Genomic DNA, 15,314 nt, shown 5'->3' with positions numbered 1-15,314 from the left:
TTTTTAATCCTCAACCTTATTCAACCGCCACGTAGCTATTATAGGAAGTGTATTATCCAATACATGTTTTCGACAGAAATTTCGACGAATTTTACCGCTGGTTGTATGCGGCATGGCTTTAAGCGGGATAAGAATAATATAATGAATTTCGAGTTGATGTGTCTGATAAACCAGTTCAAAAATGGTATTGAATAAGGTATCTTGCTCTTCAGGTGACATGAAACGGTTTTTTATCTCACACATGACAGTGAGTTCGTATTCATGATCTGTTTGAATGACAAAAGCAGCGCATTTACCTAGAGACTCATGAACTGGGGCATGGAGAATAGAATACTCTATGTCTTGTGGATAATGGTTTTTTCCATAGAGAATAATCAAATCTTTAATGCGACCCGTCACATAGAGTTCCTCTTCATGCACAAACCCCAAATCGCCGGTTCTTAAATACAATTGATTGCTTGGATCATTAGAAATTTTACCATGAAATGCCTGGAGTGTTTCTTCATCTTGTTGCCAGTATCCCTGAGCTACACTGTTACTGTGCACCCAAATTTCACCAATTTGATCGTTATTACAAAGCATAAGTGTTTCTGGATCCACAATTTTTACTGTTTGAATAAATTGACCACAACTGACTAAACTGTGACTCTGTGAGTTTTCCTCCTGAGAAAAATGGACTCGATGATCCTGATATTGTTCTTTAGCCAAGGGGAGCGAGCGGTAGGGAGTGTCTGGAGTAGTTCCTGTTACTAATAATGTAGCTTCAGCCAAACCATAACATGGGTAAAAGGCTTCTTTGCGAAACCCATAATTTTTAAACGCCTGATAAAAATGTTCTAATGTTTCTTTTCTAATGGGTTCTGCTCCATTCGAGGCAATTCGCCAGCAGCTTAAATCCAATCCTTGTTTTTTTTCTTCCTTAATCCGTTTCACACAATAATCGTAAGCAAAATTGGGGCTGCCACTTATGGTTGCTCGGTATTTGCTAATGTTTTGTAACCAGGAAAGGGGATTTTGTAAAAAAGAAAAAGGAGACATCAGATAGGTTGGTATGCCCGCATAAATAGGAGTCAAAATATAGCCTATTAATCCCATATCATGATGGGGAGGGAGCCAGCTGAAAGATATGGTTTCTTCATTTAATTCAAACGCAGTGTATATTTTTTGGATATTATCCAGTAAATTGCTATGCGTGATAATGACTCCTTTTGGATGCATTGTGGATCCTGATGTGTACTGTAGGAAAGCAATGTGATGTTCGCGAATAGAAGGCGGTTGCCAAAAAGCACTTATTTGCAGTTTCATATTGTCTATGGCTAAGCATGGAACTTTATCTAAATACGGTTTTCCTTGGTGATCCAGGGTAGCAAACTTCGCTAGATGATCAGCAATCATAATCACCAATACGGGTTTTGCATTCCGGATAATGCGATGCGCTTTATCTAATAATTTGGCTTGGGCTGGAGGATAAATAGGTACAGCAATGCAACCTGCGTAAAGACAGCCAAAAAAAGCTTGGATTAGGTGAAGTCCGGGAGAAAATAGTAATAAGATCCTATCCCCAGGTTTTGCTCCTTGTACTTGTAATTGCGCTGCAATGGCTCTCGCCCGTTCATCCAATTCAGCATAAGTCATTTTTTCTTCTAGATTTCTATTTATAAAAGTACAACTTACTTTTTTTGGTGTATGTGAGGCTCTGTAATGAACAGCATCAATTAGCGATACGCAGTTGAAAATCTCCTTACTCATTAAACATCCTTATGGAATTGCAGGACTTGTCCCGCATAAGAGAGACCGCCTCCTACACTCATCATGAGTATTTTTCCAGGCCTATCAAAAATTTTTTCCTCGACTGCTCTTGCCAGCGAATAAAGAACAGAAGCGCCGCCAATATTTCCAATCGTATCTGAATCCCAAATAATTGCCTTATGACTCATTTGGTACTCTTGAAGGAGTTGAGTAATTAATTTGCGATTCACTTGATGAGGAATAATCCATGTGATGTTTTCTCTGTCTTCTTCTGTTGGTAATAAATGATTCAGTATTTGCTTGTACTTAGCATAGGCCAATTCTTTCATCAGTGATTCATCACCAATCAAATGATAGCCTATAGTGTCGATTTGCTCTTTAGTAGGTGGAAAAACACCTTGAGTGGTAAAAGCTTCAACGTATTTCCCATCAGTAGAAAAAAAGGTTTTTTCAACAGTGAATGCACCCTTTTCTTTTTTTTCCATGAGCAAGGCTGCTGCACCATCGGCTAATCCTATCCATGTTTTTTCATTTCCAGGATCGATTACTTTGGATAAAGTTTCGGCACAACTGACTATCACATTAGTATAACCTAAAGCCATTAAGGCATAGGCAAGATGAAGTGTTGATAAAGAAGTGGAGCAGCCGGTTTTTAAATCATAAGCAAGGGCATCTATTCCTAAATTTCCAAGTACTGCTGCGGCTTGTGAGCCCGTAAATCGTTTATTGGTAGTAGAGCCTAATAAAAGAGCATGTATTTTTTTTGAGTCATAATCCACAAGCAATTTTTGTACTGCTTCAGTGGCTAATGATTCAGCAGTCAATTCCCTGGAATTATCTAACGACTCCCAAGGCTTATGGCACCAATAACGGGAATAAAAACCAAATTCTTCACCGATTTTTTCAGCAAATTTTTCTAAAAAGGATAAAGAGTGACCTGATGTTCGTGGGAAGTTTTGTAAAATTTCCAGATTCGTAACCGGTGGAGAATCAGGAAGAACACGAGTTGCAGCTGTAATATCAAAACGGATGTGGGGATGCAAAATTTCCATACATTACCTTTAAATTGTTTTTTTGTTTGCTTGTATTTCGATTACACTATGAATTCAATGAGCCTAAATTATAGCTGTTTTTTAGGAAAAATTGACCCTGGTAATGACGAAGTGTATATTTTATATAAATTTTAATTAAAAGTTGAGTGCAATATGTCTTCATCGTCTGTTGATAAAACCACGATGAAATGGATAGAAAATCTTATTGATGAGCACAGTTTTCTTCCGTTACTTACAGATTATGCCATGAATAATCAGTCTCATTTGCAATTTGGGGCTGAAGTGATTACGGGTTTAGCTAAGGTAAATCAAAGACCAGTAGCAATATATGCTCATAATAATTCAGTGAACCGAGGATACATTACCAGCCAGGGCGCAAAAAAAATTCTGCGTCTCATGGATAGAGCCAAAGAGTTAAAGATTCCAATTATCGCTTTTTTAGCGTCTCCTGGTATTTCTTTAGAAGAAAACTTATTAAGTGGCGATGAATACACGAAAATTATCGCCCAGAATATCAACTTATCAGGTATAGTTCCACAATTTGCGGTGCTCGTTGCCCCAACTCTTGGTGCGCCTGCTTATTCTGCTGTGTTGATGGATTTGCTTTTTTTTAACAAGCATCGTAGTTATCTGATGGTAACCAGCCCTATGGTAGTACAACAAGCAATCGGTGAAAAGGTCAGTATGAGTGAATTAGGTGGTACAGCGATGCACGCGAGTACTACAGGCATTGCTGATTTTGTTGATGACAGTATCAGCGCGCAAATCAATCATGTTAAAACCATGCTCAACTTTTTTCCGTCGCATAGCGGAGAATGTCCTCCTGTACACTCCACTCAGGAGCCTTTACATCCCTTGCCTAATGTACCGACTGACCCCAGAGTGCCATTTAATATGCTCGAATTGATGCAAGCGATTGTGGATAACTCTGAAGTATGGCAATACAAAAGTGTTTACGGGCAGGCCATGATTTGTGCTTTTGCTCATATTCATGGGTATGCAGTGGGTATTGTTGCAAATCAGAGTATTCGTTTTAGTGGAGCTATTGATTCAGATGCAGCACAAAAAGCAGCTAAATTTATTCGAATCTGTGATGCATATCGTATTCCAGTACTTACTTTAATTGATGTTCCTGGATTTATGCCTGGAAAACGCGAAGAGCAAAAAGGATTATTACAGCATGGAGCCCGATTATGTGCTGCGATGCAAACCCGTGTACCTAGGATGAGCGTGATTGTTCGTAAATGTTATGGAGCCGCAGCATTTCTGATGATGCAAACTGCATCGCAACAAGGAGACTTGGTTTTGGCTTTAGAGACCGCGATTCTTGGAGTGATGGGCAAAGAGACAACGAAAAAAGTTCAAAGTACTGATGGACAAGTATTTGGAGAGATAAAGCATCAGGTAACTGATGCGCAGAATCTTGATCCTTCTTTAGTGGATGCATATAGGTCTGGTTTAATTGATGAAATTATTGCTCCTCAACAAATACGAGGAAGATTGGCCCAATATTTGGAGTATTTATATCGCAAAATGGATGATCTGGCGATTGCGCGACATTCTATTGTATAGAAATACGTTCTCCTCAAGTAAAAGGATTATTATGGCTTCTTACCATGATTTGTTGCAATTAATTCATTCATTCGAAGCTTATTTAGGTAATCCTGCAAAACAGGATGGACCAGTCAATTTTCAAGAAATCTTGCACTATGATGAGCAAGAGGAACTTGCCTGGCCGCAAATCAAATTCATTCAGCAGTGGGGGGTGATGGAGTACTTAATCCCTCAACATCTTAGTGGGAAGTTTGTTTCACTTGATGTCGCGTTTTTTTTAGCAAAATCACTTTGTAGACGTGATTTAACTACTGGCATTGCTTTGGGCTTGTCATTTTTAGGTTCCTTACCTCTTTGGATAGCAGGAAATGAGCGTCAGAAAAAAGCTTTGGCAGATTCTCTACGCAGGGGTGGAATTACAGCATGTGCTTTGACCGAAGAAGAGCATGGTTCTGATATCATGGCGAATGAAGTAGTAGCACAACCTTGTAAGAATGGGTGGGAGCTATCCGGGAAAAAATGGTGCATTAATTTTGCTACTCAGGGGCAGAGCGTAACTCTTCTTTGCCGTACTCATGATCGAGGAGGCCCTTTAGGTTTTTCTGTTTTTTTTCTGGATAAATCGACAATTCAATCAGGCTTTATGCCAACGCCCAAACTTCCTACACTTGGGGTCAGGGGGTTGGATATCAGCGGCTTTTCTTTGGATAAGGTTTTTTTGCCTCATGATGCATTGATTGGGGAAGAAAAACGTGGTTTAGAAATCATTCATAAAACGCTACAGGTTTCAAGAACTCTATGTGCTTCTTTTTCTCTTGGTGCTGCAGATACTGCTTTGCGATTAACCCTTTCTTTTAGTTTACACAGGAAGTTGTATGGGAAGACTGCCTATGAAATTCCCGTGGTAAAACAGCGTTTGGGGGAGCAGTTTGCTCAGTTACTCATAGCGGATTGTACCGCTTTTACAGTGGTGCGTGCCGCCTCAGTAATCCCTGAAAAATTATCTTTTTGGTCTGCCATTATTAAATTTCTCATTCCCAAAATAACTGAAGGAATCGTTGAAGAATGCAGCGTAGTGATGGGTGCACGTGCTTATTTACGCACAACAGAGTGGGCTATGTTTCAAAAAATCAGACGTGATATTTCTGTGGTGGGTTTATTTGACGGAAGCAGCCAGGTCAATTTATCGGTGATTGCGGGTAATTTAGTACCCCAGGCCGGGATGAGAGGGAGTTGTTCCCCAAGTCAGTTACAAAAAATGGAGCATATTTTTAATCTCAAATGTATTTGTCCTGAGTTTTCTCTGAACCGCCTGGGTCTTTTTACTTTTGCCGAAGACGATATTCTGGCTGGTTTATCTGTGCTGAAATCAAAAAAAATCAGACCATTAATCAGAATGATTCGTAGTGAACTAAAGCGTTTGGATCGACAAGTAATTGCTTTGCATGAGCAAAAACAATTTGACCCGCGCAGTCTGACCGCTTTTCGATTGGCAGAACACTATTGCTGGATTTTTGCAGCGAGTTGTTGTGTTCATCTTTGGCATCATAATCAGGAGTTAATGGATAAAGAATTACGGGGTTTGGACTGGCTTAATTTGGCAATTCAATTTATTCTTAATAAATTAAATGGGCACGTAAACATTGAACCTGAGTTGCAAGAATCTATGGCAGAGCATTTAGTTCTGTTTTATGAGCAACATAAAATGTTCTCTGTAGTTCCAATTAAAATACCCGTCTAGAAAAATCACCTCGCCAACTTTGGTTTTTGAAGTTATCATTTCGTATCGTATTCATTAGAGTTCTTGCATAACCGGAACCTTTTACTTTATTGCTGCGTTGCAACCGTTTCTCCGGTGCTCATTTACTCCATGTAAACTCCGCTCCTCGAAACGGTTACGCCTTGCACTAAAGAAAAATTCACCGGTTATGCAAGAACTCTATTTTGGCTGGCAATGGGATGAATTGGAAAAGAAGATTAATTGCGGCAATTACCCGAAAAAAATATCTGACTTTTATTAAAGATACCCAATACCCCGAACGTTCTCGTGAAAGGCTGTGGAATCAAGAAATTGTACCTTTATTAAAAAAATCTGCTTATTGGTCTCCTTTATTACAAAATCGCCAAACTTTAAGTCTGAATAATTTTCCAATTACAACTTATGAAGATTATGAAAAAGATCTTTTGGCTGCACAACACGGTCTTATTCAACCCTTTAATGGGGAAAAATTGATTTTTTGGTCAGAAACTTCAGGAACAGCTGGTGTTCGAAAATTTTTTCCGATTACTGAATCTTTTCGAGCACAGTTTCAGCGTACCATGCCTCCTTATATTTATAATCTGGCTCAGAACTACCCCGGCTTGTTTCAAGAAAAAATACTGTATTTGGCCGCGATAGATTCTCATAGAACGTCACCTGCCGGCATCCCTTCGGGTTGGATTAGCAATTTTAATTATCGTACTTTACCTTCTTTTATTAAACGTTTTTATGCTATGCCTGATGAAGTACTCGACAGCACGGAAGTCTATACTCAATGGTCCGCTTTGTATGCCTTAGCGTCTGATCTTAGCGCTATATTTGCAGTCACGCCCATGGTTATTGATGCTCTTTTTGAGCGCTGCCTTAAAAATTTTAATTATTTTTTACCCTATTTATTAGGTGAAAAAGTTGTTCCTGACTTTTTGCCGCCACTTCAAGTGACGAAGAAACGTCAGCGTTATTTGCGTCAATTGTCACAGCAAGATTCAGGCTCATTCAAAGATTTTTGGCCATCATTGACTGTAGTTGGATGTTGGATTTCAAGTCTTTGTGAATATCCTGCACGACAATTAAAAAAATTGTTAGGACCTGGGGTTGAGATGGTTGATGGTACTTTTTCCGCTACAGAAGGATGGCTTACTGTTCCAATTGACAATCAACGTGGAGGTTTTTTGCATCCTGGTGCACATATTACTGAGTTTATTGAAGAAGGTAAGCCCATTAAAAAAGAGAACCTTTTACAATCCTGGGAGTTAGAGCAAGGCAAAAATTATGAAGTGTTTTTAACTACGGCTATGGGCTTTGTCCGTTATCAACTAAAGGATGTAGTGAAATGTATCGACTTTTTAAATAAAGCACCAAGGCTTGAATTTTGTTACAAGACACAAATGCTTAAATTGGAGAGTTGTTCTATTTCTGGCCAAGAATTACAGGAAATGTTATGTGGTATTTCTTTTGATTTAGCGCCGCACTGGTATTTTGCACGAAATAGCTTGGGAAATAGGATTGTTTTTGTTACCGACGATACAACTCAAATATCTGATTCCATATTAGGGCAGATGCATGAGCGTTTAATGCAAATTAATGAGCCTTATGCCCATGGTGTGAGTACTAAAGAAGTGCTGCCTATGGTTTTATTCCAATTGCCAAGAGATGAATTATTAGCAGATAGTCATGCGCAGACTAAACCAAAGCTTATTTCTCAGCAAGTAATTACGGAAAAATGAGTTTCGATGTCTCGCGTCTATGCCAAACTATTATAAAAAAGGGAGCATCATGTTATGACCGAGAAGAATAAAACCAAGTCAAAAAAAACTCCGGTAAAAGCTGAGTTAACTACCTCTATGCTTCTTATTATTGACCTGGTATCCATCTTATTTAGTTTGATGCCTAGTGTTTTTGCTTTTAGCTTAATGGGTTTATTTATTTATCATGGCTATGTATGCACTTGGCTGGTTCTTCCGATGGCTCCTTTTGTTTTATTTGCTTCTTTTATTATGATTATTGCAGCAATTAGGTTGTGTTTGCCCCGCTTAAAACCGGGCCGGTATAAACGTGAAATGAATCAAATGACTATTGCCTGGTTTTGTCATTTTGCTCTTGCTCGTTCTGCTAAAGTGGTAGGTCTAACTCCCTTATTGCAAACATTCAATGTGATTAAGTTTTTTTATTGGCGTGCATTAGGCGCTAAAGTTTCCTTTCAAATTATAAATTCTTTTGACATAGATTTTGTTGATTGCCCATTAATCACTATCGGAAAAAATGTCACTATTGGGAGTGGTACGTCAATTAGTTGTCACTCTGATGTAGGCAGTTTACTCTTCCTTGCTCCTGTAATTATTGAAGATAATGTTTTTATAGGTATGTCGACCACTATTGGTCCAGGAACGACCATTAAAAAGGGATGCTGGATTGGTTACGGAAATACCTTTGTCAATCAGGTGGTTGAGGAAAATACGCGATTTGGTAATATCAGACCTACTCCTGATATAGAATAAAAAAGATATGAATCTTTTCTTGACAATTTGTTATTGAGACCCCACCTGAAATATTATTGGCATATAAGGCAGATTGAATAAAAAGAGAACGATTATAAAATATAATGCAGAACTAATGTTACCTATTCGCACCCATTTTTTCTCTAGATTTTCAGGGAGCCAGGCCGTAATTGCATAAGTTAGACTGTATAAAATCCCCGTGATGATATAAATGACGACATTAACGTCCACAGAGTAGGATTGGAAAATTTTATAAGTCATCATTAAAACCAAAAAGAATAAAATCACTCGATAAATACGTAATGATAACTTAAGCCAGGATGCGGCTCCTGATTCCGTACTTCCATCTTGAAAGTATGCATTATAAAATATAATTCCTAGTGCAGTTAATGGAATTAAAATAATCAGGGGATTGACGTATTCTTCACCACCACTGAGAAAATGGCTTAGATAAAGAATAAAATACACGATACTAATCAAGGCCAAGAAAGGAAATAAATAGTACATCATTCTTAGCAGTAAAAAGCGCAAGCTATAGATAATTTTGATGTTTTGCTGACCGACCCCTAATCCTATAAAAAATAAAGTAACATGAGAAATCAATTGAAAATGGATATTATTGGAATATAAATTCCATAAAAAATCATTACCTACAGTTTTAAAAATAAAAGCGCCTAACAGGATAAGTACATTGGCTAAAGATGAAAACAAAGAAGCAACAAAAAGCAGAAGAATAGTATTCCATACAGCAGCAAATAAGCTGTTATAACTGATACGCCATGTATTATCATGATGGAATGCATAGTGAAATGAATGCCCCACATAGACAAATAGTGGAAAGGCGCTCAGAAATGTAATCCAATGCTCGAGATGTAAGGATGTATAACGAGCTTCTATAGGAAGCAAGGGTAAAGACAGGAACAGCGCGATAATGAAACTGCTGGCAACTAAGCGAAAAGAATTTTTTTCGTTATAAGCCAACCCATACAAAAGGGCAAAAAGACTGATTAAGCTATAATCAAAGAGCTTGGTAATTTCATTGCGAATTAATCCATCAAGTGCGAATCCAAGGAGTAAGCCAATTAAAGTAAAAAGATAGATTCCTTTTTTTGATGGCATGCTACTTCTCCTTAGGTATATAAATTTAGAATAGCTGATTTTAAAAACACTCGCATTTATTTTGCTGATATTATTCGTTTTTCTCAATTTTAGCTTTATTAGAACATTATGGTTTTATTTTAATTTGCATTTTTGTAGAATGGATTTTAAGGATCGATTAACTAATGCATTGAGCTCACTATGCTGAGTAAAGAGGAACGTTTCAAACTATGGCGTGGTATCAAATTCCATACCGAGCAACACGCTTTGAACTCAGCGTTGCTTATTAGCAATTACGTTAACTCAGTAGATAATCTTGAAGTCATCAAAGCGAATGCCCAGAAAAAATATAACGATTTTAATCAATATAATTCACGCTCATGGGGAACAGCCGTTTTTGTTAAGCTATTTATTGATGAAGCAATTGCCCAACTACCTGAGACGGCTGATAAAGAAATAGCATTATTGACTCATTCCAGCGAGGTTATATCTTCGTTATATGATGACTGGAAAGACAATACTAGAGGCAATATTTTAGCTTTAATTGGAAATATTGAAAAACTATTCACTTTAAATAGCCTTCCTTTTATTGATAAAAATCAATATAAAAAGTTTCTTCTTTCTTCATACATGCTATTCCATATTATCCAAATAGCAGTTACCCAAATAGAGAAGGATTGGAAGACAAAAATTGTGATTTCTCTTTTTTTGGATCTTGAACAAATCAAGCCCAAGATAGCTCTTTTTTTATTACAAGTAGAAAAAAGAATGGAGCAGTTAAAGTCAGAACGATCAGCAAAAGAAATGAGTGATATTGTAGCTGATCCTTTAAAGCCTTTTAAAGATCTCTTGAGTGAACGTTATCTTAAAGTACTAGGTATTAGCCCTTTGAGGAGCGCAAAACCTCAAAGAGGTTTACATAATAACAAACGACCTACTCCAGGAGGAGCTAGGTTTCATCTGGAAGTGAAACCTATAAAACGAAGCATTCATGACAGCCTTGCTGCACTTGAAGCAGATATAGAAAAAGTTTCATCAGGTATTTTCAGTCTCATTGAACAACGGAGTAAAAAGGTAGGCTTTGAAACTAAAATAGAGGCAGTAAATAAACTACTTTTATTTGCAGAAGAAAATGATAAGAAAATCACCGGAAGAAAAGATTTTTTAGATTTTATAAAAGAGCATGCGCCGTTATTTCAAGTTCTTTTAGAAATAGCAGAAGAAGGTCCAAAACAACAATTGCTTGAAAACATAAAGCAGTTAAAAACTATTGCTGATTCTCCTGATCTGACTTCAGGAGTGCTTCAGGGGGTGAGTTGGGTGACTTCACCAATAACGCTTGTTTATCGAACTGCTACACCCAATGCATTGCAAACCAGGATTGCATCCACTCTCCCAACTACCCTAGATGGCACCTGTAAAGCGGAACTTAAAGATCTGACAAAAACATGTTTGTTGGACTTACGAGAAAAACTGAAGAAAAAAGAGAACCAAATTACTGCCATAAATAATCGTTTTTTTAATCAAGACGAAGAGTTGAAACTCTTAATCGCAAAGGAAAGTTCTGAGCGACTCGCTGCGTTACAAAACGCAAATGAGCTAATGAAAGAGTCTGTGCAAGCGAGTTCTAGGTTGCTTACTACTGTAAAAGAAAATTCATTTTTCTTGCAAGGTCTTCAGGCAAAAAGCCAGACCTTGAGCGCATTTATCAAATTACATGATGGTTTTTTCGTGAAAATTTCTAATTTCCTTGCTCAGTACTTTTCCTTCTTTAAATCTAAGACTGCAAAAATGATAGATGATGCCACTGCTTGGAAAATTAAAGTGGATGGATTAATTGAGGAGTATCAAAATATTGTGGATGGGGGAATACGCCAAATTGAGTTTATTCCAAATTTGGATGATGCGATTAAAATTCAAATAAAAAGCCAATTTATTGCAGAAGAACAGCAGATACGTCGAGAAAAATCAAATTATATAAATCCCAACAAACGTACCGTACGTTTGTTAATGAATAATTTATCTCATTTGTTTGCTGCAAAAACTCAACCTCTTAGAGAGCAAACGGATGAAAAAGAACTCAATGAAGAGCAATCCATTTTATTCTGTCTTTAATTGTTTGATATTTTGTGTCTAAAATTCATAGAGTCATTAGCCACTAAGCTTTAGACAAGGCGCTCAAGTGAATGAGGAGAAGGAGTGTATATATACATGACTGAAGCCGAGTGAGCTTGCAACGCAGGATAAAGTTTAGTGGAAGAGAAGAATATTTTCCAGATTAAATTTGACTTTCATTCAGCTGCATTTTGTCACTAATTTTTGTTTTGTTTGTCAAGAAACTGAGTTTCAAGTGTTATTGAATTTCCTGAGTAATCAATGAGATAAAGTGCTTGATTTTTCTGGACGACATGTTTAAAGTTCGATCAAGCCTAACTAATCTCAGGAGGATTAATAATGTCAGGTTTTTTTAATAAGGAAAATAAATGGCGTGCTGCTATGCAAGTCACAAATGGTTTTTTTCTCATGTTGAACGCGTTTAAGATATTTTCTGATCCGGAATCTGCTTGGGAAAATGGTTTTGAGATAGCAATGCTTGCACTTAATGTAGTAACCTTCAGTAGAAATGATAATGCATTGATGAGCATAGGAAATGCTGCTCTTAATTTTACGGGTTTGGGCACTGCTTATGCAGGAGCGACATTGGGTTGTTCTTCGAATTCGCTCGCAGAGAATGTAGGGAATTCCCTGTTGCATCTGACCAATGCGGTAACGAGTATTTGTTACAAATATGATGCAAATCAGGAAAAGTCCCAAGGATTTCCAGTAAAAGCAATGTAATCAATTTCGTCTGGGCTGCAAAGCCCGTCGCCTCTTCAAGCAGTCAAACAATTTAAAAATAAATCACCTCTTGTCTCTTAAGATTATCAGATGTAATAAAAAATTTGAGCTATATTAAAAATACAGGATTTGAACAATTAGAAAAAAGGACAAATCATGAGTGCTCTCCTGCTATTATTTTTAGCAGTAACTGTAACCTCTTTTCCGCAATTGCCATTAGCGTTTCCCCATACACAAGCAATTAAGAGTGATATTCGTTTCATCAGCGAAATCACACCGTTTTCGGCGCCAGAACAAATTAATGACCAATCATTAAATGTTATTAAGATGCTGTTAACTCATGAAGCTCCTCACTTAAATCCGTTAGTGATTGACAAGGTACTCACTACTCTAAAGTGTGCGACTGAATATAATGTGGATCATAATAATATTTTAACGATTATCGATTATTCTTTACCATCAAATGAAAAGCGTTTTTGGGTTTTTGATTTAAAAGCAAAAAAATTATTGTTTCATACTTACGTGTCGCATGGTATCAAATCAGGTGCTTTATTGACCAATTTCTTTTCTAATAAACACAATAGTAAAGCCAGTAGTATTGGAGTTTATCAAACACAGCAGGCATATTATGGCCGAGATGGTCTTTCATTGCGTTTGGATGGTTTGGATCGTAATTTTAATGATAATGCATCGGGAAGAGCTATCGTAATGCATTCTGGGTGGTATGTAGAAGAAGGCTTTATTAAAAGATATGGAAGACCTGGACGAAGCTGGGGATGTCCAGCACTTCCTTTGGCGAACTCCCAAGGAATCATTAACACCATAAAGGATAAATCTTTATTGGTTATTTATTATCCTAGTGACGCATGGTTTGCCAAATCAAAATTTTTAAATTGTGATAAAACTTCCACATCTCAATATATGAATTCTTTGACCATACAAATACCTGATACTGCAACTGATGAACAACGTGATGCTATTTTATTTGTAGGTAAGGGATATAAAGGCAGCAAACAGGCAGAAACTAAACCTGTTACAGTCATTTCAGCAGATACATATGAACGAGTATTTCATACCACAGCACCATTGACGCGAATGCTACGACGACAGATTAATAATGCGGAATACATTGCACTGAATGGACGAGAACTTTTTTATTTGTCTCATAACACCAATCCAGAGAGTACAGGTCAAGAAGATGGTATTAATGCCATTCGCTTTGTAATACCTGTTCTCAAAGTAGTCCGAGGTGGTTATTATGAGACGCAAATGCAATTTGTCAATTTAGGTAAAATCAAGTCAGTTAAAATCAATGGTGATTTAGCCAGAGACAATTCTCTTGCGAATAGTTTCACTGTTTATTTTGAGGGAGACTCATCAGTTAATTTAAATGCACATAATGAGTTTATTCGTTGGGTAGGATTATAGGATTGTCGTATGTTATTGAAGAAGTGAAGAGAAGCCCGAGAGCATATTATTTCTCGGGACACGATATAAGTACCAGGTTTACTTTGACTCATTTTTCGAGTCGTTCAGCTCAAGCCACATTGCATTTAAGATGGCAAAACAACAAGCCAGACCAGTACCTAATATCCAGGAAAAATACCACATAATCACCTCCTAATAAGCTGTATCTTGATTTTTAGCAATTGTTTGCTCTGTTATTTTTCCTCGTAATACATGATAAACCCAAGCGGTATAAAGCAAAACTAGCGGTAATAAAATAACAGTTGCTACTAACATGATAAACAAAGTTAACTGACTTGAGGAACTATCCCAGACCAGCAAGCTTTGTTCAGGATTAGACGAAGAAGGCAGTATAAATGGAAACATACTGACGCCTACAGTGGCGATAATGCCGGCAACCGAAAGGGCGCTGCAAATAAAAGCTGTCTTAACATGTTTTGCAACTATGAAAGCTAATAATGCCGCAATAATGCCGATTCCTGGAGCAAATAAAGTTATGGGCAGTTCGCGGTAGTTAAAAAACCAAGCATTTGCAAGTCGAATAGCCGTCTTGTAATGTGGGTTCGATGGGCCATTATGAGCTAAAACTCCGGTTACACTGTAACCATCAATACCATAATGAAGCCAAATTCCAGCGCTTATAAAAATCAATATGCTCAGGAGAGCGGATATTTTTCCTGCAGTTCTGGCTCGTTTTTGGATGCGATCCTCGGTTCTTAAGTTAAGAAAAAAAGCGCCATGCATGGCAAGCATCAACACAGACAACAAACCACACAGCAGGGCAAAAGGATTCAATAAATCAAGAAAGCTGCCAGTGTAGAATGGTCGTAAATATTGATCAAAATAAAAAGGAACTCCTTGTAATACATTGCCAATGGCAACACCAAAAATGAGTGCGGGGACAAAGCCACCAACAAATAAAGCATAATCCCAAAATGAACGCCACCGAGGATTCGCTAATTTTGAACGGTATTTAAAACCAACGGGACGCAAGATTAGGGCCAACAAAATCAGAAGCATCGCAAAATAAAAACCTGAGAAAGAGAGCGCATATAAGGCTGGCCAGGCAGCAAAGATGGCGCCGCCACCGAGAATAAACCAGACTTGATTTCCTTCCCAGGTTGCGCCAATACTATTAATTAGTATACGTCTTTCTATATCTTTCTTTGCAAGCCAGGGCAGCCACATAGCAACACCCAGGTCAAAACCATCCATGATCGCAAAACCAATCAATAATACACCGAGTAGGATCCACCATATAATTCGTAATATTTCATAATCCAAAGGCATAATGAATCT

The 15,314-nt window shown here is 37.6% G+C and carries 12 protein-coding genes; 7 read left to right on the top strand and 5 right to left on the bottom strand.

What is annotated here, in order from left to right; all coding sequences use genetic code 11:
- Window positions 1–3: 3 nt before the first annotated feature.
- Together Ltuc_RS10890 and Ltuc_RS10885 are read right to left on the bottom strand one after the other, a co-directional pair.
- On the bottom strand, window positions 4–1,749 hold the full coding sequence (locus Ltuc_RS10890) for a fatty acyl-AMP ligase (RefSeq protein ID WP_058521285.1): 1,746 nt from the start codon (window positions 1,747–1,749) through the stop codon (window positions 4–6).
- On the bottom strand, window positions 1,749–2,801 hold the full coding sequence (locus Ltuc_RS10885) for a 3-oxoacyl-ACP synthase III family protein (RefSeq protein ID WP_058521284.1): 1,053 nt from the start codon (window positions 2,799–2,801) through the stop codon (window positions 1,749–1,751). The genes Ltuc_RS10890 and Ltuc_RS10885 overlap by 1 nt, the downstream gene beginning before the upstream one ends.
- 153 nt (window positions 2,802–2,954) lie before the next feature.
- Between Ltuc_RS10885 and Ltuc_RS10880 the strand changes: the two genes are divergently transcribed.
- The 4 genes from Ltuc_RS10880 to Ltuc_RS10865 all read left to right on the top strand — a co-directional run bounded on the left by Ltuc_RS10880 (window position 2,955) and on the right by Ltuc_RS10865 (window position 8,612).
- Window positions 2,955–4,373, top strand: coding sequence for an acyl-CoA carboxylase subunit beta (locus Ltuc_RS10880; protein WP_058521283.1), 1,419 nt, complete (start codon window positions 2,955–2,957; stop codon window positions 4,371–4,373).
- Window positions 4,374–4,404: 31 nt separating this feature from the next.
- Window positions 4,405–6,096 carry an acyl-CoA dehydrogenase family protein gene (locus Ltuc_RS10875; protein WP_058521282.1) on the top strand — a complete coding sequence of 564 codons (1,692 nt, stop codon included), beginning with the start codon at window positions 4,405–4,407 and terminating at the stop codon, window positions 6,094–6,096.
- A gap of 218 nt (window positions 6,097–6,314) precedes the next feature.
- A complete protein-coding gene (locus Ltuc_RS10870) occupies window positions 6,315–7,841 on the top strand; it encodes a GH3 family acyl-acid amido synthetase (protein WP_058521281.1) in 1,527 nt (508 codons plus the stop codon).
- 54 nt (window positions 7,842–7,895) lie between these two features.
- On the top strand, window positions 7,896–8,612 hold the full coding sequence (locus Ltuc_RS10865) for a DapH/DapD/GlmU-related protein (RefSeq protein ID WP_058521280.1): 717 nt from the start codon (window positions 7,896–7,898) through the stop codon (window positions 8,610–8,612).
- Window positions 8,613–8,642: 30 nt separating this feature from the next.
- Here Ltuc_RS10865 and Ltuc_RS10860 read toward each other — a convergent pair whose 3' ends face one another.
- On the bottom strand, window positions 8,643–9,731 hold the full coding sequence (locus Ltuc_RS10860; RefSeq protein WP_058521279.1) for a hypothetical protein: 1,089 nt from the start codon (window positions 9,729–9,731) through the stop codon (window positions 8,643–8,645).
- A gap of 180 nt (window positions 9,732–9,911) precedes the next feature.
- Between Ltuc_RS10860 and Ltuc_RS10855 the strand changes: the two genes are divergently transcribed.
- The 3 genes from Ltuc_RS10855 (at window position 9,912) to Ltuc_RS10845 (ending at window position 13,976) form a co-directional block, all read left to right on the top strand.
- The gene (locus tag Ltuc_RS10855) at window positions 9,912–11,825 is read left to right on the top strand and encodes a hypothetical protein (protein WP_058521278.1); all 1,914 of its coding nucleotides are present in this window, start codon (window positions 9,912–9,914) and stop codon (window positions 11,823–11,825) included.
- 339 nt (window positions 11,826–12,164) lie between these two features.
- Window positions 12,165–12,548 carry a hypothetical protein gene (locus Ltuc_RS10850; RefSeq protein WP_058521277.1) on the top strand — a complete coding sequence of 128 codons (384 nt, stop codon included), beginning with the start codon at window positions 12,165–12,167 and terminating at the stop codon, window positions 12,546–12,548.
- A 156-nt stretch (window positions 12,549–12,704) separates the two neighbouring features.
- Window positions 12,705–13,976, top strand: a complete 1,272-nt coding sequence (locus tag Ltuc_RS10845; protein WP_058521276.1) for a murein L,D-transpeptidase catalytic domain family protein — start codon at window positions 12,705–12,707, stop codon at window positions 13,974–13,976.
- Window positions 13,977–14,054: 78 nt separating this feature from the next.
- On the opposite strand, the gene cydX is transcribed toward Ltuc_RS10845, so the two are convergent.
- Both cydX and cydB read right to left on the bottom strand, forming a co-directional pair.
- Window positions 14,055–14,159: a cytochrome bd-I oxidase subunit CydX gene (gene cydX / locus Ltuc_RS10840; RefSeq protein ID WP_058521275.1), complete on the bottom strand. Its 105-nt coding sequence runs from the start codon at window positions 14,157–14,159 to the stop codon at window positions 14,055–14,057.
- Between the two features lie 9 nt (window positions 14,160–14,168).
- A complete protein-coding gene (cydB, locus tag Ltuc_RS10835; RefSeq protein WP_058521274.1) occupies window positions 14,169–15,305 on the bottom strand; it encodes a cytochrome d ubiquinol oxidase subunit II in 1,137 nt (378 codons plus the stop codon).
- Window positions 15,306–15,314: the final 9 nt, after the last annotated feature.

Source organism: Legionella tucsonensis, assembly GCF_001468035.1.
Taxonomy (GTDB): domain Bacteria; phylum Pseudomonadota; class Gammaproteobacteria; order Legionellales; family Legionellaceae; genus Legionella; species Legionella tucsonensis.
Note: the sequence above shows the minus strand (reverse complement) of the source record. Positions and strands in the feature narration are given on the sequence as shown.

Excerpts from the sequence above, each read along its gene's own strand:
- Ltuc_RS10890 (WP_058521285.1), bottom strand. The coding sequence starts at position 1,749 with ATGAGTAAGGAGATTTTCAACTGCGTATCGCTAATTGATGCTGTTCAT.
- Ltuc_RS10885 (WP_058521284.1), bottom strand. The coding sequence starts at position 2,801 with ATGGAAATTTTGCATCCCCACATCCGTTTTGATATTACAGCTGCAACT.
- Ltuc_RS10880 (WP_058521283.1), top strand. The coding sequence starts at position 2,955 with ATGTCTTCATCGTCTGTTGATAAAACCACGATGAAATGGATAGAAAAT.
- Ltuc_RS10875 (WP_058521282.1), top strand. The coding sequence starts at position 4,405 with ATGGCTTCTTACCATGATTTGTTGCAATTAATTCATTCATTCGAAGCT.
- Ltuc_RS10870 (WP_058521281.1), top strand. The coding sequence starts at position 6,315 with ATGAATTGGAAAAGAAGATTAATTGCGGCAATTACCCGAAAAAAATAT.
- Ltuc_RS10865 (WP_058521280.1), top strand. The coding sequence starts at position 7,896 with ATGACCGAGAAGAATAAAACCAAGTCAAAAAAAACTCCGGTAAAAGCT.
- Ltuc_RS10860 (WP_058521279.1), bottom strand. The coding sequence starts at position 9,731 with ATGCCATCAAAAAAAGGAATCTATCTTTTTACTTTAATTGGCTTACTC.
- Ltuc_RS10855 (WP_058521278.1), top strand. The coding sequence starts at position 9,912 with ATGCTGAGTAAAGAGGAACGTTTCAAACTATGGCGTGGTATCAAATTC.
- Ltuc_RS10850 (WP_058521277.1), top strand. The coding sequence starts at position 12,165 with ATGTCAGGTTTTTTTAATAAGGAAAATAAATGGCGTGCTGCTATGCAA.
- Ltuc_RS10845 (WP_058521276.1), top strand. The coding sequence starts at position 12,705 with ATGAGTGCTCTCCTGCTATTATTTTTAGCAGTAACTGTAACCTCTTTT.
- cydX (WP_058521275.1), bottom strand. The coding sequence starts at position 14,159 with ATGTGGTATTTTTCCTGGATATTAGGTACTGGTCTGGCTTGTTGTTTT.
- cydB (WP_058521274.1), bottom strand. The coding sequence starts at position 15,305 with ATGCCTTTGGATTATGAAATATTACGAATTATATGGTGGATCCTACTC.